This is a genomic window from Pseudorhodoferax soli (assembly GCF_003337555.1).
Lineage (GTDB): Bacteria > Pseudomonadota > Gammaproteobacteria > Burkholderiales > Burkholderiaceae_C > Pseudorhodoferax > Pseudorhodoferax soli.
In genome coordinates this window covers 465,572-484,569 of record NZ_QPJK01000001.1, presented here as the reverse complement: position 1 = coordinate 484,569, position 18,998 = coordinate 465,572, and the positions used below count along the sequence as shown (strand labels likewise).

Here is an 18,998-nt window from a genome sequence, read left to right as displayed (position 1 = left end):
CCGGCGCGGGCTGCGACGCGGTGCCCACCGATTGAGCACTGGCATCGAAATCAGCGCGGCAAGGTTGGCGCATTGACGCCAAGCAGGCCGCTGCGGGTGGCTCTGGACGCGAGCGGCAACGCACGTCTTAGGTACGGCGCCGGTACGAACTTAAACGCGCCCCGGAAAGCACAAAGGGTCAGCCCCTTGTGGAGGCTGACCCTTTGCTTTTTCTGGTGCCGGAGAAAGGAATCGAACCCTCGACTTTCTCATTGCGAATGAGCGCGTTGGACTGGGCGTATCAAACATCGGCATTGAACGGTTCATCGTCCGGTAGGTCACGGAAGATTTGGCAGCAGCCCATTCCACGCGCTGAGATAGCCCCCTGGTTCCCCGGCCCCATCCTGTCGCTTACCGTCGCACGGTCCCATTTCGGGTGTTCTTGGCTCTCTCTCTGTACCGTGGGAGGTCACCGTCTGGAGAAACCATCTCTCCGACGAGCGGAATTGCTGAGGGGCGTTGCTTGACTGTATGGGGCCCACGCTACGGCTTTGCGAGCCGTCAGACATGTAGCGAGGACCACGCATGCAGGTGGCGCGGACTTACACCGCGCAGGGCGACGGCCCGCGACCATGGACGCTTCAATTCGAAAGGAGCACTCCATGGGCAACGAAGACACCAACTTTGCACCGAATGCCACCGGCCCCGAACGCATCGACGTCGGTTCCGATGAGGCGCTGCGCACCTGGGCAAAGCGCCTCGATGTCAGCGCGGAGCAGATCCGAGAGGCCGTCGCAAAGGTGGGCGACCGCGCAAGCGATGTGGAACTGCACCTGAAAGGCAGTCGCAGCACGACCAACGACGATCGCATCGAGGCGGCTAAGTAACGGCGACCGGCGTCGCAGCACCTCCGGGTGTCAGCCAATGCCGCGCTGTTGTTGCGATGCAGGAAACGATCCATTCCCTTGCGCCTGGTTTTTCTTTCGGGCTGCGACTTCGACAATTGAGCCATCGATGAGACGCACTGAAAACGACTCATCGAGACGCGGGGGACATGGGGTCCGGCCTCGCCGATTGAGCAGTTGCATCCATCTGAAGGAACCATCATGAAGACCCAATTCTTTGCCACCGTCCTCGTCGCAGCAGTCGGTTTCATGGCCGCCCCCAGCTTCGCTGGCGAAAACATCAGCGGTGAAGTCGGCTATGTGCCGGAGGTTTCCACCAACGTCAGCGGTCTGACCCGCGAAGCCGTCCGCGCCGAAGTCCTGCAAGCCGAACGCAATGGCACCATGCTTGAGTTGGGCGAAGGTGCTGATGTGGGCGCTGTCGCTACCGCCAAGAGCACGCTGAGCCGTGATGCGGTGCGCGCCCAGGCCGTCTATGCCGTTCGCCATGGCCAACTGGTGGGCGGCGAAGTCTGAGCCTCACCGCATCCTGCGATGAGCCGCCTTCGGGCGGCTTTGTCGTTTGAGACCTACTTGTATTCAATCCCGAGCTGGGTCTGCAGAACCTGCGATGCGCTGTTGACGCTTGTTCGGAGAGAAAGCGAGTCGGGACTCATGTCGATGCACCTGAAAGCGCGTGCAGTCGGTACAGCGTCGGTACGAACGGTATTGAAGCGTAGAAAGCACAAAGGGCTAGGCCCCTAAGAGGCCTAACCCTTTGATTTGTCTGGTGCCGGAGAAAGGAATCGAACCCTCGACCTTCTCATTACGAATGAGCTGCTCTACCAACTGAGCTACACCGGCGTAGCCCGCGATTATAGCGTCATTTTTCGGCGTGGTAGCCGGTCACGCGCTCGACCTCGTTCTTCGAACCCATGATCACGCTCACGCGCTGGTGCAGCTTGGTCGGCTCGATGTCCAGGATGCGCTCCTTGCCGTTGGTGGCGGCGCCGCCGGCCTGCTCGACCAGCCAGCTCATGGGGTTGGCCTCGTACATCAGGCGCAGCTTGCCTGGCTTCTCGGGCTCACGCTTGTCCCAGGGGTACATGAAGACGCCGCCGCGCGTCAGGATGCGGTGCACGTCGGCCACCATGCTGGCGATCCAGCGCATGTTGAAGTCCTTGCCGCGCGGACCTTCCTTGCCGGCCAGGCATTCGTCGATGTAGCGCTTCACCGGGGCGTCCCAGTGGCGCATGTTGCTCATGTTGATCGCGAATTCCTTGGTGTCCTCGGGGATGCGCAGGTTCTCCTGCGTGAGCACGAAGGAGCCTTGTTCGCGGTCCAGCGTGAACTGGGCCACGCCGTCGCCGACCGTCAGCACCAGCGTGGTCTGCGGGCCGTAGACGCAGTAGCCGGCCGCCACCTGCTTGGCGCCGGCCTGCAGGAAGTCGGCTTCCTGCACGCCAGGGTGGCCGTCTGGCTTCTTGAGCACGCTGAAAATGGTGCCGATGCTGACGTTCACGTCGATGTTGGACGAGCCGTCCAGGGGATCGAACAGCAGCAGGTACTCGCCCTGCGGGTAGCGGTTGGGCACCACATAGATGCCCTCCATTTCCTCGGAAGCCATGGCGGCCAGGTGGCCACCCCATTCGTTGGCCTCGATCAGCACCTCGTTGGCAATGATGTCGAGCTTCTTCTGCAACTCGCCCTGCACGTTTTGGGTCTCGGCGGCGCCCATGACGTCGCCGAGTTCGCCCTTGTTGACGGCGAAGCTGATGCGCTTGCAGGCGCGGGCGACCACCTCCAGCAGCAGGCGCAGCTGGGCCGGGATCAGGCCGTCGACGCGCTGCTGCTCGACGAGGTAGCGGGTCAGTGAAACTTTCTGGGACATCGGGTTCCTTCGAAGTGGGTGATTAAAAGCGGCCGAGCGCCGGGCCGCCCCAAGCCGGCCGCGCCTCCCCCTCGGGGGGTGGAGTTACACGACCGAAGGGAGTGAAAAGCCGGGGGGCCATCTAGTCGAGTGCGCGGTTCACGACCTCGCGCACGTCATTGGACAGGTCGGCCTTGGCCGCCACGCGGGCCAGCGCCTCGCGCGCGGCCGTGCGGTAGGGCTCGGCCAGCTTCTTCCAGCGGTCCAGCGCGCGCGCCAAGCGGGCGGCGACCTGCGGGTTGATGCCGTCGAGCTCGATCACGCGGTCGGCCCAGAACACGTAGCCGGCAGCGTCCGCGCGGTGGAAGCCGCCGGGGTTGGCGCTGCAGTAGCTGAAGATCACGCTGCGGGCGCGGTTCGGGTTGCGCAGGTTGAAGTCGGCATGCTTCATGAGCTGCTTGACGGCCGGCAGCACGTTGCCGTTGCGGTCGGGGCTACCGGCCTGCAGCGCGAACCATTTGTCCAGCACCAAGGCCTCGTCCTTGAACAGCGCATGGAAGCGCTGCAGGGCCGGCGCGGCGAGTTCGTGCGCGCTGGCCACCAGGGCCGACAGCGCATTGAAGCGGTCGGTCATGTTGCCGGCGTCCTTGAAGCGCTGGTAAGCCTTGCCCGGCCAGACGGTGTCGCCGCTGGCCCGTGCGGCCAGGCAGAGCTGGGCCAGCGCCAGGCCGGCCAATGCGCGCCGGCCCGAAGAGCGCGGATCGGGCTGGTAGGCGCCGTTGTCGCGGTGTTCCTCGTAGGCCCATTGCCAGTCCTCGAACAGCGCCTCGGCCAGTTGCGCGCGCATGGCTTCGCGCACGGCGTGGATGCGCTGCGGGTCGACCACGTCCAGCTGCTCGGCCAGGTAGGTCTCGGACGGCAGCGTCAGCACCAGTTCCTTGAAGGCGGCGTCCAGCTGCGGATGGCGGAGCACCTCGCGCATGGCCCCGACGAAGGCGGCATCCAGCACGGGCTGGCCGGCAGCAAAGCCGTCGTCGGCGATGGCCTTGAGTGCGCGGCGCAGGGCCAGGCGCTGGCCGGCTTCCCAGCGGTTGAACGGATCGCTGTCGTGCGCGAGCAGGGCGAGCAACTGGGCGTCGCTGTAGTCGATGTCCAGGATCACCGGAGCCGAGAAGCCGCGCAGCAGCGAAGGCACGGGCTCGGCGGCCAGGCCTTCGAACACGATCTGGTGCTGCGCTTCGGTCATCACGAACAGCGCGGGCTGCTGCGTGGCCAGCTCCTGGGCGCCTTCGCCCAGCAGGCCGAGCGCGACCGGGATCACGAAAGGCTCCTTGAGCACCTGGCCCGGCGTGGGCGCACAGCTCTGCGTGAGCGTCAGCGTGTAGCGGCCCGCGGCAGCATCCCACTGGCCTGCGGCATGCACGCGGGGCGTGCCGGCCTGGCTGTACCAGCGCTTGAACTGCGGCAGCAGGCGCGCCAGTTCGGAGCCCGGGTTGGCGTCGGCGATCGCCTGGGCGAAGTCGTCGCAGGTCACGGCCTGGCCGTCGTGGCGCTCAAAATACAGCTTCATGCCGGCGGCGAATCCGTCGCGGCCCACCAGGGTCTGCATCATGCGCACGACCTCGGCGCCTTTCTCGTAGACCGTGACGGTGTAGAAGTTGTTGATCTCCACGTAGCTGTCGGGCCGCACCGGGTGCGCCATGGGGCCGGCGTCCTCGGGGAACTGGGCGGTGCGCAGCACGCGCACATCCTCGATGCGCTTGACGGCGCGGGCCGAGGGCTCTGCGCACAGGTCCTGGCTGAACTCCTGATCGCGGAACACCGTGAGGCCTTCCTTGAGCGAGAGCTGGAACCAGTCGCGGCAGGTCACGCGGTTGCCGGTCCAGTTGTGGAAGTACTCGTGCCCCACCACCGATTCGATGTTGGCAAAGTCCACATCGGTCGCGGTGGCCTGGTTGGCCAGCACGTACTTGGTGTTGAAGATGTTGAGGCCCTTGTTCTCCATGGCCCCCATGTTGAAGTCGCTGGTCGCCACGATCATGAAGCGTTCCAGGTCCAGCGGCAGGCTGAAGCGGGCCTCGTCCCAGGCCACCGAGGCCATCAGCGACTGCATGGCGTGCTCGGTCTTGTCCAGGTCGCCGGGGCGCACATAGACCTGCAGCAGGTGATCGCCGCCCAGGCGCGAGCGGATGCGCTGCTCGCGCGCCACCAGCTTGCCGGCCACCAGCGCGAACAGGTAGCTCGGCTTCTTGTGCGGGTCGACCCACTTGGCGTAGTGGCGGTTCTCGTTGCCTTCCCCGCCCAAGGGGCCATGCTCGACCAGGTTGCCGTTGGACAGCAGCACCGGGTAGAGCGTCTTGTCGGCACGCAGCGTCACCGTGTAGCTGGCCATCACGTCGGGACGGTCCAGGAAGTAGGTGATGCGGCGGAAGCCTTCTGCCTCGCACTGCGTGAAGAACGAGCCGTTGCTGACGTACAGGCCCATCAGCTTGGTGTTCTTGGCCGGTGCGCAGGTGGTGAAGATCTCCAGCGCGAACGCGCCTTCCTCGGCCGCCGGCAGGTTCTCCAGCACGAGCTGGCCGCCCTCGATGCGGAACGAGGTGCCCTGGCCGTTGACCAGCACGCGGGCCAGGTTCAGTTCCTCGCCGTCCAGCCGCAGCGGCTGGGCCGGCACGTCGGGGTTGCGGCGCAACACCATCTTGTTGAGCACCCGGGTCTTCGCCGGGTCCAGGTCGAAGCAGAGGTCGACCGTGTCGATCCAGAAGGCCGGGGCCTGGTAGTCGCCACGGTGGATGGCCACGGGCTGGCTTTGCGCATCACGCAATTGCAACATCGAGCATCTCCAGAAATTTCGAGTGGGCGAGTTCGTCGTAGTTGCGCACGGCCGCGATCACATGCGGGCCGGCGAGTTCTTCTGCGCTGTGGGTGCTGCACACAGCCACGGCGCGCATGCCGCCGCGGCGGGCGGCTTCGATGCCGAAGGGCGCGTCCTCGAACACGATGCAGTGTTCGGGCGCCACGCCGATGCGGCGCGCGGCTTCCAGGAAGATGGCCGGGGTGGGCTTGCCCGAGAGGCCTTCGTCACCGCCGACGATGGCCAGGGGCAGCGGGTCCATGCCGAGGCGCGACATCACGAACGCGATGTTGTGCCTGTCGCCCGCGGTGCCGACCGCCAGCTTGAGCCCGCGGCCCGCGGCCTGGCGCGCAAACGCCGTGAAGCCCGCCACCTCGCGGAACTCGGCCGCGAAGAGGGCGCGGTAGATCGCTTCCTTCTCGTGCACGAAGGCCAGGGCCTCGGCTTCGTCCAACGGGCGGGCGAACACCTCGGCCATGCATTCCACGCCGGTGCGGCCGGTGGTGCGCGCGAGGATCTCGGCCGCTTCCATCTGGATGCCGTGCTGGCGGCAGAACGCCACCCAGGATTGGGCATGCCAGGGCATGGAGTCAACCATGGTGCCGTCCATGTCGAAGATCAGGGCTTCGGTGCGCATCCTCAGATGCCCTGCTTCAGCGAAGCTTCGATGAAAGGGTCGAGGTCGCCGTCCAGCACCTTCTGCGTGGCCGAGATTTCCACGTTGGTGCGCAGGTCCTTGATGCGGCTGTTGTCCAGCACGTAGCTGCGGATCTGGTGGCCCCAGCCCACGTCGGTCTTGCTGTCTTCCAGCTTTTGCTGCTCTTCCTGGCGCTTGCGCATCTCGTGGTCGTACAGGCGCGAGCGCAGGCGCTTCCAGGCCACGTCGCGGTTGCTGTGCTGGCTGCGGCCGTCCTGGCACTGCACCACGATGCCGGTCGGGATGTGCGTGAGCCGCACCGCCGAATCGGTCTTGTTGATGTGCTGGCCGCCGGCGCCGGACGCGCGGAAGGTGTCGGTGCGCACGTCGGACGGGTTGATGTCGATCTCGATGGAGTCGTCGATCTCCGGGTAAACGAAGATGCTGGCGAAGCTGGTGTGGCGCCCGCCCGACGAGTCGAAGGGCGACTTGCGCACCAGGCGGTGCACGCCGGTCTCGGTGCGCAGCAGGCCGAACGCATACTCGCCCTCGATCTTGATCGTGGCGCCCTTGATGCCGGCCGTGTCGCCGGGAGACTCGTCCTCGACCGTGGTCTTGAAGCCCTTGCGCTCGGCGTACTTGAGGTACTGGCGCAGCAGCATGCTGGCCCAGTCGCAGGCTTCGGTGCCGCCGGCGCCAGCCTGGATGTCGACGAAGCAGTTCAGCGGGTCGGCCGGATTGCTGAACATGCGGCGGAACTCCAGCGCCTCGACCTCGGCGGCCAGCTTGGCGCCTTCGGCCTCGATGGTCGCCAGGCCCGCCTCGTCGCCATCGTCCTTGCTCATCTCGTAGAGCTCGCTGTTGTCGGCGAGTTCACGGGCGAGCCGCTCCAGCGTCACGACGACGTCTTCGAGCGCCTTCTTCTCCTTGGCGAGCTCCTGGGCCTTCTTGGGTTCGTTCCAGACCGCGGGGTCTTCCAGCGCGGCGTTGACGGTCCTCAGGCGTTCGGCTTTGGCATCGGCGTCAAAGATACCCCCGTAGTTCCTGGGTCCTCGCGGCCAGGTCCGTCAGTTGCGTGCCGATCTGGTTGATGTGCTCTGCGTCCATGGTGTTCTCGCTGTGTTCGGTGGTGCCTTGCGGCAAAACGTGCGATTTTCTCATGCGCGCCGCAGCACCCGCCGTGCCCTTGCGGCGGGCGGGGGGAGGGGGCCGTTCAGGCCGCTGCGTGGGCCAGGCGTGGCCGGCCGCTGCCGAGCCGGAACACGGCCACGGCCTGCACCAGATCGTGCGCCTGCGACTTGAGGCTGCTGGCGGCTGCGGCGCTCTGTTCGACGAGTGCCGCGTTCTGCTGGGTGGCGTGGTCCATTTGCGTGACGGCCTCGCCGATCTGGGCCATGCCCGAGCTCTGCTCCTGGCTGGCGGCGCTGATCTCGCCCATGAGGTCGGTCACGCGCTGGATGGCGGCCACCACCTGCTGCATGGTGGTGCCGGCCGCGCCGACCTGGGCCGAGCCTTCCTCCACGCGCGCGCTGCTGGTGCCGATCAGCGCCTTGATCTCGCGCGCTGCCTCGGCGCTGCGCTGGGCCAGGTGGCGCACCTCGCTGGCCACCACGGCGAAACCACGGCCCTGCTCGCCGGCGCGGGCAGCCTCCACGGCCGCGTTGAGCGCGAGGATGTTGGTCTGGAAGGCGATGCCGTCGATGGTGCCGATGATGTCGGCGATGCGGCGCGAGGCATCGGCGATGCCCTGCATGGTCTGCACCACGCGGCCCACGGCGGCGCCGCCCTCGGCCGCGATGCGCGAGGCCTCCTGCGACAAACCGTTGGCGCTGCGTGCGTTGTCAGCGTTCTGGCGCACGGTGGCGCTGAGCTGTTCCATGGAGGCTGCGGTTTGCTCCAGTGCCGAGGCCTGCTGCTCGGTGCGGGCCGAGAGGTCGTTGTTGCCCAAGGCGATCTCGGCGCTGGCCGTGGCCACACCCTCGGCGTTCTCGCGCACATTGCTGACCACAGTGGACAGCGCGCCCTGCATGGCATGCAACGCGTTGAGCAGTTCGGCCACCTCGTCTCGGCCCAGCACCTGGGCGGCGGCGGTCAGGTCGCCGGAGGCCACGGCGCGCGACACGGCCACGGCCCGGTCCAGCGGACGCACCACGGAGCGGCTGAAGGCGATGGCGCCGCCGATCGCCAGCACGCAGACCACGGCCATGGTGGCCAGGCTGATGGCCAGCGCGCGGCGCGACTGCGCGGCCGCCACGTCTGCGATGCCGCGGCTCTCGGCCGCGATCTTCTCGCCGGCCTGGTCCAGCAGCTGGGCCGGTTCGCGGTCCATGCCCTGCACGGCCTTGTCGCCAGCGCTGGAATCGAATGCTGCGGCCTCGAAGGCTGCATAGCCCTTGCGGTAGCCGGCGCCCATGGCGGTGTGGGTTTCGCGGAAGCGTGCGATCAGCTGGCCGGCCTCGCTGCCGCCCAACGCAGCCGCGAGCTGCTGCGCGTTGCGAGACACGTCGGCTTCCTTCTTCTGGAAGGCGGCCCAGTAGCGTTCGCGCTGCGCAGCGTCCTTGCCGCGCAACAGCACGTTTTTCCACTCCTGCACCTGGGTCTTGAAGTCGTTGAGCAACGCGCCCACATCGCGCTCGAGCGCGGTGTGGGCGCGCACGGTGGTCTCATAGGTGCTCAGGCCCTGGTTGAGCTGGAACATGCCGAACAGGGCGGCGCAGAGCAGGGCCGCCAGCGCGGCGACGAATGCCAGCGGGAGCTTGAGGCTGAGTTTCATGCGGATCTCCGGGAATTCACGGAGCGCATTGGACGGCAATTGCGTGACGGCTGCAACGCCTTGTAACGGGTCCGCCTAGGCGATAAAACGCTCGATGGCCTGCGCCACGGCCAGCGGCTGGTCGTGCTGCAGCATGTGGCCGGCGTCTTCGATGCGTGCCACGCTGCAATCGGCGATTTCGCGCAGGCGCTGGTGGTAATCCTCCAGCGTGTAGCGGCCCTTCCACCACTGTGAGAGGCTGTCGTCGGAGGCCTCCACGGCCAGCACCGGCGCGGTGATCCCGCGGTACAGCGCCAGCACCTCGTCCACGCGCATGGCCTGGGCGAAGATGGTCTTGTGCGCCGCGTCGCCGCGGATGCGCCACTCGGTCGTGCCGTCGGCACGCGGCGTCTCGTGCGCCCACTCGCGCGCCAGCCAGTCCGCCTTGTCCTGCGGCAACCTGCGGTTCGTCCTCATGAGGCGGCGCGCCACGCCGTCTGCACTGTCGTAGGGGGCCAGGCCCATCTCGCCGCGGTGGAACTGCTTGAGCTCGTCCATCCAGCGCGCATAGCGGCCGGGGGCCTCCTCGGGCCGGTGCTCGGGCGAGCCGAAGCCCTCCAGGTTGACGAGCCGGCGGATGCGGGCGGGCCGCACGCCGGCGTACATCATGGCCACGTTGCCGCCCATGCTGTGGCCGACCAGGTTCACGGGCTGGTCGCCGGCGTAGTGGTCGAGCAGGAAATCCAGGTCGCCCAGGTAGTCGGCGAAGCAGTAGCTGTCGACCGGCGTGGCTTCCGTCAGGCCGTAGCCACGCCAGTCCGGGGCGACGATGAAGTGCTCCTGCGCGAGTGCGTCCACCACGAACTGCCAGGAGGCCGAGACATCCATCCACCCGTGCACGAGCACCAGCGGTACGCGGCCCGAGGCTGGCTCGCCCCACAGGCGGACATGGGCACGCAGCGTGCGCAGGGGGATCATTTCGCTGCGCGAGGGGCGGAGTGGCTGGTACATGGGCGGCGATGGTAGGGCAGGGGCGGGGACGGGCGCGGTCAGCCGCGCGACAGGAAAACTGCGACACTCCCGCGCTTCTTTTTGCCGCACCGACAAGCATCTCCATGCACACTGTTCCCCTGGGCCGCAGTGGCCTGCACGTGACACCGCTCTGCCTGGGCACCATGACCTTCGGCGAGCAGGTCGACAGCGCCACGGCGCATGCCATCCTGGACCGTTCGCTGGCACTCGGCATCCACTTCATCGACACGGCCGAGATGTACGCCGTGCCGGCGCGGGCCGAGACCTATGGCGCAACCGAGACCATCCTCGGCGACTGGTTCGCCGCCCGCCCCGGTGCGCGCCAGCGCGTGCTGCTCGCAACCAAGGCGGCCGGCCCGCCGCGCGGCATGCCGTGGATCCGCCAGGGCAGGGCCGAGTTCAAGGCCAGCGACATCGTCGAGTCCTGCGAGGCGAGCCTCAAGCGCCTGCGCACCGACGTGATCGACCTCTACCAGTTGCACTGGCCGGCGCGCAACCTGCCTGCCTTTGGTGCGCGCTACTTCGACCCCGCCCAGGACAAGCCCGCGCCCGGGATCGAGGAACAGCTGCGCGCGCTCGACAGCCTGGTGCGCGCGGGCAAGGTGCGCGCCATCGGCCTGTCCAACGAGACGCCCTATGGCGTGCACGAGTTCGTGCGCCTGGCCGAGGCCCACGGCCTGGCGCGCGTGGCCTCGGTGCAGAACGCCTATTGCCTGATCAACCGCAGCGTGGAGCATGCGCTGGACGAAACCCTGCACCGGCTGGACGTGGGTCTGCTGGCCTATTCGCCGCTGGGCTTCGGGCTGTTGACCGGCAAGTACGACACGGGCGGCACCAGCGGCCCGGCGGCGCCGGCCGAGGCGCGCATCGCGCGCTATGCCTCGGTGCGCTCGGGCCGCTGGGGGCGCGATGCGGCCCTGGCTGCCGCGCGCCGCTACAACGCGCTGGCGCGCGCGCACGGCCTCACGCCCACGCAGCTGGCGCTGGCCTTTTGCCGCAACAAGTGGCAGGTGGCCAGCACCATCCTCGGGGTGACCAGCGTGGCACAACTCGAGGAAGACGTGGCGGCCTTCAGCGCCGAACTGTCGCCCGAGCTGATGGCTGCGTTGGACGCGCTGCACCTGGAACTCGGCAACCCGGCCCTGTGAGCATGGCCAAGCAGCACGTCTCGGAAACGCCGGCCACGCAACTGCTGCGCGCGCACAGGATCGCCTTCACCGAGCATCCCTACGCGTACCTGGAACACGGCGGCGCCCAGCACAGCGCCGAGGTGCTGGGGCTGGACCCGTTCACGGTCGTCAAGACTCTGGTCATGCAGGACCAGGACGCCAAGCCGCTCGTGGTGCTGATGCACGGCAACCGCAAGGTCTCCACCAAGAACCTGGCGCGCCAGATCGGCGCCAAGTCGGTGGAGGCCTGCGCGCCCGAGGTGGCGAACCGGCACAGCGGCTACCTGGTGGGCGGCACTTCGCCGTTCGGCACCAGGAAGCGCATGCCGGTCTACATCGAGGAAACGGTGCTGGCGCTGCCGTGGATCGCCATCAACGGCGGGCGGCGTGGCTTCCTCGTGGGCATCGATCCACAAGTCTGCGTGCAGCTGCTGGACGCCAGGCCGGTGCAGTGCGGCCTGCCGTTGTGAGGACACGCGCTGGCACAATGCGCGCGCTTTTCGCCGGAGACGTTTGCATCCCATGAATTCCTTCCTCGCCACGCTGGCGGCCTACCTGCTGGGCTCGCTGTCCTTCGCCGTGATCGTCAGCCGCGTGATGGGCCTGTCGGACCCGCGCAGCTATGGCAGCAAGAATCCCGGTGCGACCAATGTACTGCGCTCGGGCAGCAAGCCGGCGGCGATCGCCACGCTGCTGCTCGACGCGCTCAAGGGCTGGCTGCCGGTGGCGCTGGTGGTGTGGTACGGGGAGCGCTTCGGGCTGCAGGAGGGCACGGTGGCGCTGGTCGGCCTGGCGGCCTTCCTGGGCCACCTGTACCCGGTGTTCTTCCGCTTCCAGGGCGGCAAGGGCGTGGCCACGGCGCTCGGCGTGCTGTTCGGCGTGGACTGGATGCTGGGCCTGGCCGTGGCGCTGACCTGGCTCATCATCGCCTTCTTCTTTCGCTATTCCTCGCTGGCATCGCTGGTGGCGGCCGTGTTCGCGCCGGTCTACTACCTGTTCGGCAACGGCCTGGCCTGGTATGCCGACAAGCGCATCGCGCTGGCGCTGGGCGTGATGGCCTTGCTGCTGTTCTGGCGCCACCGCGAGAACATCGGCCGGCTCGCGCAGGGGCGTGAATCGCGCCTGGGCAGCAAGAAGAAGTAGCGGCTCAGGCCGCGTGCGTGCGCTCGGCCTGCAGGCCCTGGCGCAGCAAGGCCTGGTGGTTGATGCGCACGCGGTTGCGCAGCAGCTCGGGCGTCAGTGCCGACTGGATGGCCGGGCCACCGTGGCCGATGCGCTGCAGCCGCGGCGTCATGAGCTTGTCGCCGCTGCGGCCGAGCACGGTGGCCACCAGCGGGTGGTTGGCCTGGCGGCCGCGGCGCAGCACCAGGGCCACCTCGCCCGAATCCAGTCGCACGAAGCTGCCCGGCGGGCACAGCCCCACGGCGCGCACCAGGGCCATGCCGGCGGCTTCGCGCGCGACATCGCCACGGCCCAGCATGGCGCGCACGGTTTCGATCACGCTGCGCGCGGCGCGCGATTTGCGCGGACTGATCATCGCGGCGTAGCGGTCCACCACCTGCAGGATGCGGGCCAAACGCTGCACCGGGGGCAGTGTTTCCAGGGCAGCGGAGGGCAGGCTCTCGTGGTGCAGCGCAACCACCTGGAGCCAGTCCGCATCGCCCACGCCCAGGCGGCCCAGCAGCATGCTGCCGGTCTGCGCGTGCGCGTCGATCTGTTCCTTCTGCTCCGCGCCGGGCGCCTCCGTCTGCTCGGCCAGGCGGTTCTGCAGCGCCGTCATGGACAGGTTCATGGTCAGCGCCGCGCCCACCAGGCTGTCGCGTTCGGCCTGCGGCAGTGCCATCTCCGCCGCCAGCACATGGCACAGCACGCCGCACACCAGCGCATGGGCGCTGCTGTAGCCCAGCGTGCGGTTGGCGGCGAGCTGGTAGAGCAGGTACAGGCCGGTGTCCATGTCGTGCTGGAGCAGGTCCTGCATCCAGCGGTCGTACTGCCGCACCTTGTGCGGGAACTCGGCCACCTGGCGGGGGCGCAGCAAGAGCGTGGACAGGCCCGACTCCAACTCGGCCCACAGGCCGAGCAAGTCCTCGTACTCCGCGTCCTGCGGGTGGGGAACGGCGGTGGGCTGCACGGCCATCAGTAGCGCTGCTCCAGCACCATCTGCTGCGGGCCGCGGCTCATCTGGAAGCGGGCCAGCACGTTGTTGCCGAGCAGCACATAGGGCATGGGCTGGGGCACGACGGCGGCTTCCACGTCGCTGAGCTCGCTGTCGCCGATGCGCAGCGAGGCCAGCCGGACGACCCAGACCTCGATGGCGCCGTTCGCCGTGCCCATGCGCACCTGGCGGCCTTTGCGGAAATTCAGCTTCAGGCGCTCCGCCTCGGCGACGTCCAGTGCCACGGTGCTGGCGCCCGTGTCCACCATGAACTGCACGAGCTGGCCGTTGATGCGGCCCTGGCCCATGAAGTGGCCGCGGCCGTCGGCTTGCAGCACGATGCGCTTGTTGGCGGCGGCCCCGGCCATGCTGACCGGCGAGGCACCCAGGCGCACGCTGGTGCGGCGCCCGCCGAACTCGAGCTCGGCCTGTTCGCCCTGCACGGACAGCAGCTTGACGCCGCGCCAGGTCTCACCGATGGCCACGCTGCGCGGGCCGGCGCCGTCGACGACCAGCAAAGCGCGCTGGCCCAGCACGCCCGTCAGCGCCACGGACTGCGCCTGCGCCTGGCCCAGCCAGGCGGCCAGCAGCAGGGCGGCCAGCGCGGCAGCCGGGCGCATGCGCATCAGTCTCTGAAGTTGTTGAACGACAGCGGGATGTCGGTGATGTCCTTGCGGATCAGCGCCATCGCGGCCTGCAGGTCGTCGCGCTTGGTGCCGGTCACGCGCACGCTCTCGCCCTGGATGGCGGCCTGCACCTTGAGCTTGCTGTCCTTGATCAGGCGCTGCAGCTTCTTGGCCAGTTCGGCCTCGATGCCGTTGCGCACCTTGATCACGCGCTTGACCTTGTCGCCGCCCATCTTCTGCACGTCGCCCATGTCGAGGAAGCGCACATCGACCTCCTGCTTGGTGAGCTTGTTGCGCAGCACGTCGGCAATCTGGTCGAGCTGGAACTCGGCATCGCCGATGAGGGTGATGTCCTTGTCTTTGAGTTCGATGGCGGCCGAGGTGCCCTTGAAGTCGAAGCGGGTGTCGATTTCCTTGGCGCTGTTGTCCACGGCGTTGCGGACCTTGACGAGGTCGGCTTCACAAACGGTGTCGAAAGAAGGCATGGGTGTGGTTCCTGGAGGTTGCGCCGGGCCGTGAGCGCGGGCGTCAGGGCCGGCATGCGATGCGACAATTCCGGGATGTTAGTCGAGATGAATGTCCCGCTGCGGGCCTACAACGCCTTCGGCATCGTGGCGCGCGCGCAGACCCTGGTGCGTGTGGCGTCGGAGGCCGATCTGGCGGCCATACTGGCCGATCCGGCGCTTGCGGCCGCGCCCAAGTTCGTGCTCGGCGGCGGCAGCAACATCGTGCTGACCGGCGACGTGCGCGCGCTGGTGCTCAAGGTGGAGATCATGGGCCGGCGCGTGGTCGAGGAGACCGAGCGTGCCTGGATCGTCGAGGCCGGTGCTGGCGAGAACTGGCACGCCTTCGTGGCCTGGACGCTGGCGCAGGGCTGCCCGGGCCTGGAAAACCTCGCGCTGATCCCGGGCACCGTGGGTGCCTCGCCGGTCCAGAACATCGGCGCCTACGGCGTGGAGCTGCAGGACCGCTTCGAGGCGCTCGACGCGATCGATCTGGCGACTGGAAGGGCCTTCACGTTGAACGCTGCGCAGTGCGCATTCGGTTACCGCGATTCGGTGTTCAAGCATGTTGCGGCCGAGCTGTCGGATTTCGGCCTGGCGGGCCGCGCACTGATCACGCGCGTGCGGCTGCGCCTGCCCAAGGCCTGGAAGCCCGTGGTGGGCTACCTAGACCTGGAGCGCAAGCAGGCCGAGACCGGCATTGCCGCGCCCACGGCCCGGCAGATCTTCGACTGGATCTGCGAGATCCGCCGCCACAAGCTGCCCGACCCGCAGGTGATCGGCAATGCCGGCAGCTTCTTCAAGAACCCGACCGTGACGCCCGAGCAGTGCGCCGACATCATCGGCCGCGAACCGCGCGTGGTGCACTACCCGATGGCCGATGGCAGCATCAAGCTGGCCGCGGGCTGGCTCATCGATGCCTGCGGCTGGAAGGGCAAGAGCGTGGGCAATGCCGGCGTCTACGAGAAGCAGGCGCTGGTGCTCGTGAACCGTGGCGGGGCGGAGAACCCCGCCACGGGCGGCGAAGTCATGACGCTGGCCCGGGCCATCCAGACCAGCGTCTACGAGCGCTTTGGCATCCGGCTGGAGCCGGAGCCGGTGGTCGTCTGACCAGGCGCTGCTCTTCAGCCGTAGTGGCAGATGTAGTGGTACGGGCCGGTCTCGGCCGTCACGCGGATGTCGAACTTGGTATTGCCGGGCACGCTGAACTGCTCGCCAGCGCTGGACTTCACCCAGGCATCGGTGCCGGCCAGGCGGTATTCGCAGGCGCCACCCACACATTCCATGATCTCGGGCGCGGCCGTGCCGAAGGTCAGTTCGGCCGGCAGGACGACGCCCACGCTCTTCTTGGTGCCATCGGCAAAGGTGATGCCGTGGCTGACGCATTTGCCGTCGAAGTACACATTGGCCTGGGTCGTGACGGTCACGCCCGCGATGCTGCTGGTGGTCATGGTCTCAAAAAGACAGAGTGAAAAAACTAGTTGCGGCGCGTGGCCCATGCCTCGGGCGCAAAGCCCACGGTTACGGTGCCATCGTCCCATTCGACGACCGGGCGCTTGATCGCACTGGGCTGCGCGCGCAGCAGCGCGGTGGCGCTCGGCGCGTCATGGACAGCGGCCTGCTGTGCCGCGTCGAGCTTGCGCCAAGTCGTGCCCTTGCGGTTCAGCACGGCTTCCCAGCCGAGCTGGGCGACCCAGGTGTCCAGCTGCGCCGGTACGCCAGCCTTCTTGAAATCGTGGAAGGCATAGGTTGTGCCCTGCGCGTCGAGCCAGGTGCGCGCTTTCTTGACGGTGTCGCAGTTGGGAATGCCGTACAGGGTGGTCATGGCGCGCGATTATGGCGAACGTGTTTGCGACAATCCGCCCCCTATGGAAAGCTTGGCACGAACTCTCGCCCAATGGCTCGCGCACTGCGAGCAACTGCACGCCCGACCGATCGACCTGGGGCTGGACCGCGTGCGCCAGGTGGCCGAGCGCATGCAACTGCGTTTCGACTGCACGGTCATCACCGTGGCCGGCACCAACGGCAAGGGCTCGACCTGCGCCATGCTGGAAGCCATCGCTGGCCAGGCCGGCTGGCGTACCGGCGTCTACACCTCGCCGCACTTGGTGCATTTCGAGGAGCGCTGTCGCATCGGGGGCGTGCCCGTGGCCGAGGCGGATCTGCTGCCGCAGTTCGCGCGCGTGGAAGCAGCGCGCGGCGAGACCACGCTGAGCTATTTCGAATTCACCACCCTGGCCATCCTGGGCTGCATGGCCGAAGCCAAGCTGGACCTGGCCGTGCTGGAAGTGGGGCTGGGCGGGCGGCTGGATGCCGTCAACATCATCGATGCCGACTGCGCCGTGATCACGAGCATCGACCTGGACCACATGGAGTTCCTGGGCCCGGACCGCGAATCGATCGGCTTCGAAAAGGCGGGCATCCTGCGGCCGGGCCGCCCGGCCGTGGTCAGCGACCCGATGCCGCCGGCCAGCATCGCCCAGCACGCGCAGGACATCGGCGCCGACCTGTGGCAGTCTGGCGTGGACTTCAACTTCTCGGGCGACCAGCAGCAATGGGCCTGGGCCGGGCGCGGCAAGCGCTACAGCGGCCTGGCCTATCCGGCGCTGCGCGGCGCCAACCAACTGCTGAACGCGGCCGGCGTGCTGGCCGCGCTGACGGCTGTGCGCGAGCGTTTGCCCATCCCGGCCCAGGCCGTGCGGGCCGGCCTGGCGCTGGTCGAACTGCCGGGGCGCTTTCAGATCGTGCCGGGCCAGCCCACGCTGGTCCTGGACGTGGCGCACAACCCGCACGCGGCCTCCGCGCTGGCGGCCAACCTGGATGCCATGGGTTTTTTCCCCAACACGCATGCGGTCTTTGGCGCCATGGCCGACAAGGATCTGGACGGCATCCTGCGCCGCATGGCTCCGGTCGTGGACCGCTGGTACTTCTGTGACTTGCCCGGCGCGCGCGCGGCCCGGGGCGATGCGCTGCTGCAACGCTGGCAGGCGCTCAACACGCGCAAGGACGCTTCGGCTGGCGTCCATGCCGGCCCTACGCAGGCCCTCGCTGCGGCCGTGGGCGCGGCAGACCCCGCTGATAGAATCCTTGTCTTTGGGTCATTCCTGACCGTAGGTGGCGTGCTGGAGCAAGGCCTCCCCAAATTGCACGCCAAGCACCTCGGTAGCTGAACTCACTCCCATGGCCTTTTTCAAGTTTCGCGCGCGCGGCCCCAAAGGCGACGAGCACCCGGCCAGCCCTGCGGAAACCATCGACGACATGCGCCGCCGTGCGCGCCATCGGCTCATCGGCGCCACCGTGCTCGTGCTGGTCGGCGTGCTGGGTTTCCCGCTGCTGTTCGACTCGCAGCCGCGGCCGATCCAGGTCGACATTCCATTCGACATTCCAGACCGCGACAAGGCCCAGCTCCCGGGTGCCGGCGCCGGTGGCAAGGTTGCCCAGGCGGCGCCCGATGCTGCGCGCGCTCCGGGCAGCGTGGCGGCCGATGCCAGCCTGAACGCCAGAGAAGAGGTGGTGCCTCCGGTTGCGCCGCCGCTTGCCCGCAGCGAAGCCAGGGCCGAGCCGAAGGCCGAAGCCAAGGCCGAGCAAAAGTCCGAGCCGAAGTCCGAGCCGAAGGCCGAAGCCAGGGGCGAGCCGAAGAGCGAACCCCGCCACGAGCCCAAGGTGGAGGCCAAAGCGCCAGTGCCGAATCCCGCGCCTGCGCCGGCCACCGACAGCGGTGCCCGTGCGCGTGCGTTGCTGGACGGCAAGACTGCGGCACCTGCCGCGCCCCCCGCGAGCGCTGCTGAGCAGTCCGGCCGCTTCGTGGTGCAGGTCGGTGCGTTCGCCGATGCCGACAAGGCGCGCGAGACGCGCCAGCGCCTGGAGCGCGCCGGCCTCAAGACCTACACACAGGAAGTGCAGACCAAGGAAGGGGCTCGCATCCGCGTGCGCGTCGGACCCTATGGCGTGCGGGCCGAGGCCGACAAGGTGGCCGATCGGATCAAGGCGCTGAGCCTGCCGGCCTCGGTGCTCACGCTCTGACCTCCGTGCATGCCCATCCTCGACTGGATTCTGTTGGCCGTGCTGGTCTGCTCGCTGCTGCTGGGGGCATGGCGCGGGTTGGTGTTCGAAGTGCTGTCGGTGCTGGGCTGGATCGCCGCCTTCTTGCTGGCGCAGTGGCTGGCGCCCGATGTGGCACCGCACTTGCCAATGGGCGGCGCGGCCGATACGGTGCGCTACGTGGCGGCGTTCGCGCTGGTGTTCGTGCTGGGTGCATTTGCCTGTGGCTTGCTGGCGGCGCTGTTCAAGCGGCTGGTGCAGGCGGTGGGCCTGCGGCCGGTGGACCGCGTGCTGGGCATGGTGTTCGGCCTCTTGCGTGGCGCCATCTTGATTCTGGCGGCCGGCGTCATCATCTCCAACACACCATTGCAGCGCGAGCCCTGGTGGCGCCAGTCCCATGGGGCAGGCATCACGGTGTCGGTGCTGCATGCGTTCAAGCAGGCCCTGCCGAGCGGGCTTGCCGAGTATCTACCCTGAGTCTTGCGGCCTGAGCCTG

General features: G+C 68.0%; 20 protein-coding genes and 1 tRNA gene. 9 read left to right on the top strand and 12 right to left on the bottom strand.

Annotated features, from left to right (window positions below; translation table 11 throughout):
• The first annotated feature begins 641 nt into the window (after window positions 1–641).
• Both DES41_RS02175 and DES41_RS02170 read left to right on the top strand, forming a co-directional pair.
• Window positions 642–866: a DUF3606 domain-containing protein gene (locus DES41_RS02175; RefSeq protein ID WP_114465471.1), complete on the top strand. Its 225-nt coding sequence runs from the start codon at window positions 642–644 to the stop codon at window positions 864–866.
• A 219-nt stretch (window positions 867–1,085) separates the two neighbouring features.
• Window positions 1,086–1,400, top strand: coding sequence for a DUF4148 domain-containing protein (locus tag DES41_RS02170; RefSeq protein WP_114465469.1), 315 nt, complete (start codon window positions 1,086–1,088; stop codon window positions 1,398–1,400).
• Between the two features lie 251 nt (window positions 1,401–1,651).
• Here the strand turns inward: DES41_RS02170 and DES41_RS02165 are convergent.
• From DES41_RS02165 to DES41_RS02135, 7 genes are all read right to left on the bottom strand, one after another.
• Window positions 1,652–1,727: transfer RNA gene (locus DES41_RS02165), tRNA-Thr, on the bottom strand.
• Window positions 1,728–1,746: 19 nt separating this feature from the next.
• The gene (locus tag DES41_RS02160) at window positions 1,747–2,754 is read right to left on the bottom strand and encodes a class 1 fructose-bisphosphatase (RefSeq protein WP_114465467.1); all 1,008 of its coding nucleotides are present in this window, start codon (window positions 2,752–2,754) and stop codon (window positions 1,747–1,749) included.
• Window positions 2,755–2,875: 121 nt separating this feature from the next.
• Entirely contained in the window at window positions 2,876–5,566 is a 2,691-nt protein-coding gene (gene pepN, locus DES41_RS02155) for an aminopeptidase N (RefSeq protein ID WP_114465465.1), read from the bottom strand.
• A complete protein-coding gene (locus DES41_RS02150) occupies window positions 5,550–6,224 on the bottom strand; it encodes an HAD family hydrolase (RefSeq protein ID WP_114465463.1) in 675 nt (224 codons plus the stop codon). The genes pepN and DES41_RS02150 overlap by 17 nt, the downstream gene beginning before the upstream one ends.
• Before the next feature lie 2 nt (window positions 6,225–6,226).
• A protein-coding gene (gene prfB / locus DES41_RS02145; RefSeq protein ID WP_114466789.1) for a peptide chain release factor 2 occupies window positions 6,227–7,331 on the bottom strand; the annotation gives its coding sequence in 2 pieces (ribosomal slippage) (window positions 6,227–7,249 and window positions 7,251–7,331; 1,104 coding nt in all).
• Between the two features lie 106 nt (window positions 7,332–7,437).
• Window positions 7,438–8,997 carry a methyl-accepting chemotaxis protein gene (locus DES41_RS02140; RefSeq protein ID WP_114465461.1) on the bottom strand — a complete coding sequence of 520 codons (1,560 nt, stop codon included), beginning with the start codon at window positions 8,995–8,997 and terminating at the stop codon, window positions 7,438–7,440.
• 75 nt (window positions 8,998–9,072) lie between these two features.
• Window positions 9,073–9,987, bottom strand: coding sequence for an alpha/beta fold hydrolase (locus tag DES41_RS02135; protein WP_114465459.1), 915 nt, complete (start codon window positions 9,985–9,987; stop codon window positions 9,073–9,075).
• A 104-nt stretch (window positions 9,988–10,091) separates the two neighbouring features.
• Between DES41_RS02135 and DES41_RS02130 the strand changes: the two genes are divergently transcribed.
• Genes DES41_RS02130 through plsY form a run of 3 tightly spaced genes read left to right on the top strand, consistent with a single transcriptional unit; the run spans window position 10,092 to window position 12,320 of the window.
• Entirely contained in the window at window positions 10,092–11,156 is a 1,065-nt protein-coding gene (locus DES41_RS02130) for an aldo/keto reductase (RefSeq protein WP_114465457.1), read from the top strand.
• A gap of 2 nt (window positions 11,157–11,158) precedes the next feature.
• Window positions 11,159–11,647, top strand: coding sequence for a Cys-tRNA(Pro) deacylase (gene ybaK, locus DES41_RS02125; RefSeq protein WP_114465456.1), 489 nt, complete (start codon window positions 11,159–11,161; stop codon window positions 11,645–11,647).
• Window positions 11,648–11,699: 52 nt separating this feature from the next.
• Entirely contained in the window at window positions 11,700–12,320 is a 621-nt protein-coding gene (gene plsY / locus DES41_RS02120) for a glycerol-3-phosphate 1-O-acyltransferase PlsY (RefSeq protein ID WP_114465454.1), read from the top strand.
• Window positions 12,321–12,324: 4 nt separating this feature from the next.
• On the opposite strand, the gene DES41_RS02115 is transcribed toward plsY, so the two are convergent.
• From DES41_RS02115 to DES41_RS02105, 3 genes are read right to left on the bottom strand one after another with little or no spacing between them, the layout of a single operon-like run.
• Window positions 12,325–13,314, bottom strand: a complete 990-nt coding sequence (locus DES41_RS02115; RefSeq protein WP_114465452.1) for an HD-GYP domain-containing protein — start codon at window positions 13,312–13,314, stop codon at window positions 12,325–12,327.
• Window positions 13,314–13,952: a retropepsin-like aspartic protease family protein gene (locus tag DES41_RS02110; protein WP_114466788.1), complete on the bottom strand. Its 639-nt coding sequence runs from the start codon at window positions 13,950–13,952 to the stop codon at window positions 13,314–13,316. The genes DES41_RS02115 and DES41_RS02110 overlap by 1 nt, the downstream gene beginning before the upstream one ends.
• 5 nt (window positions 13,953–13,957) lie before the next feature.
• Window positions 13,958–14,443 (bottom strand): YajQ family cyclic di-GMP-binding protein, encoded by a 486-nt coding sequence (locus DES41_RS02105; protein ID WP_114465450.1) that lies wholly within the window; start codon window positions 14,441–14,443, stop codon window positions 13,958–13,960.
• 75 nt (window positions 14,444–14,518) lie between these two features.
• On the opposite strand from DES41_RS02105, the gene murB reads away from it, so the two are divergent.
• Window positions 14,519–15,571: a UDP-N-acetylmuramate dehydrogenase gene (gene murB / locus DES41_RS02100; protein ID WP_114465448.1), complete on the top strand. Its 1,053-nt coding sequence runs from the start codon at window positions 14,519–14,521 to the stop codon at window positions 15,569–15,571.
• Between the two features lie 14 nt (window positions 15,572–15,585).
• Here murB and ppnP read toward each other — a convergent pair whose 3' ends face one another.
• Window positions 15,586–15,912: a pyrimidine/purine nucleoside phosphorylase gene (gene ppnP / locus DES41_RS02095; RefSeq protein ID WP_114465447.1), complete on the bottom strand. Its 327-nt coding sequence runs from the start codon at window positions 15,910–15,912 to the stop codon at window positions 15,586–15,588.
• 26 nt (window positions 15,913–15,938) lie between these two features.
• The gene (locus tag DES41_RS02090) at window positions 15,939–16,286 is read right to left on the bottom strand and encodes an ArsC family reductase (RefSeq protein WP_114465445.1); all 348 of its coding nucleotides are present in this window, start codon (window positions 16,284–16,286) and stop codon (window positions 15,939–15,941) included.
• A gap of 43 nt (window positions 16,287–16,329) precedes the next feature.
• Here DES41_RS02090 and folC point away from each other — a divergent pair, with 43 nt between their 5' ends.
• The 3 genes from folC to DES41_RS02075 are packed head-to-tail and all read left to right on the top strand — an operon-like array spanning window position 16,330 to window position 18,979.
• Window positions 16,330–17,631 (top strand): bifunctional tetrahydrofolate synthase/dihydrofolate synthase, encoded by a 1,302-nt coding sequence (folC, locus tag DES41_RS02085; RefSeq protein WP_114465443.1) that lies wholly within the window; start codon window positions 16,330–16,332, stop codon window positions 17,629–17,631.
• Window positions 17,632–17,641: 10 nt separating this feature from the next.
• Window positions 17,642–18,484, top strand: a complete 843-nt coding sequence (locus DES41_RS02080; protein ID WP_114465442.1) for an SPOR domain-containing protein — start codon at window positions 17,642–17,644, stop codon at window positions 18,482–18,484.
• A 9-nt stretch (window positions 18,485–18,493) separates the two neighbouring features.
• Entirely contained in the window at window positions 18,494–18,979 is a 486-nt protein-coding gene (locus DES41_RS02075; RefSeq protein WP_114465440.1) for a CvpA family protein, read from the top strand.
• The last annotated feature ends 19 nt before the right edge of the window (window positions 18,980–18,998 follow it).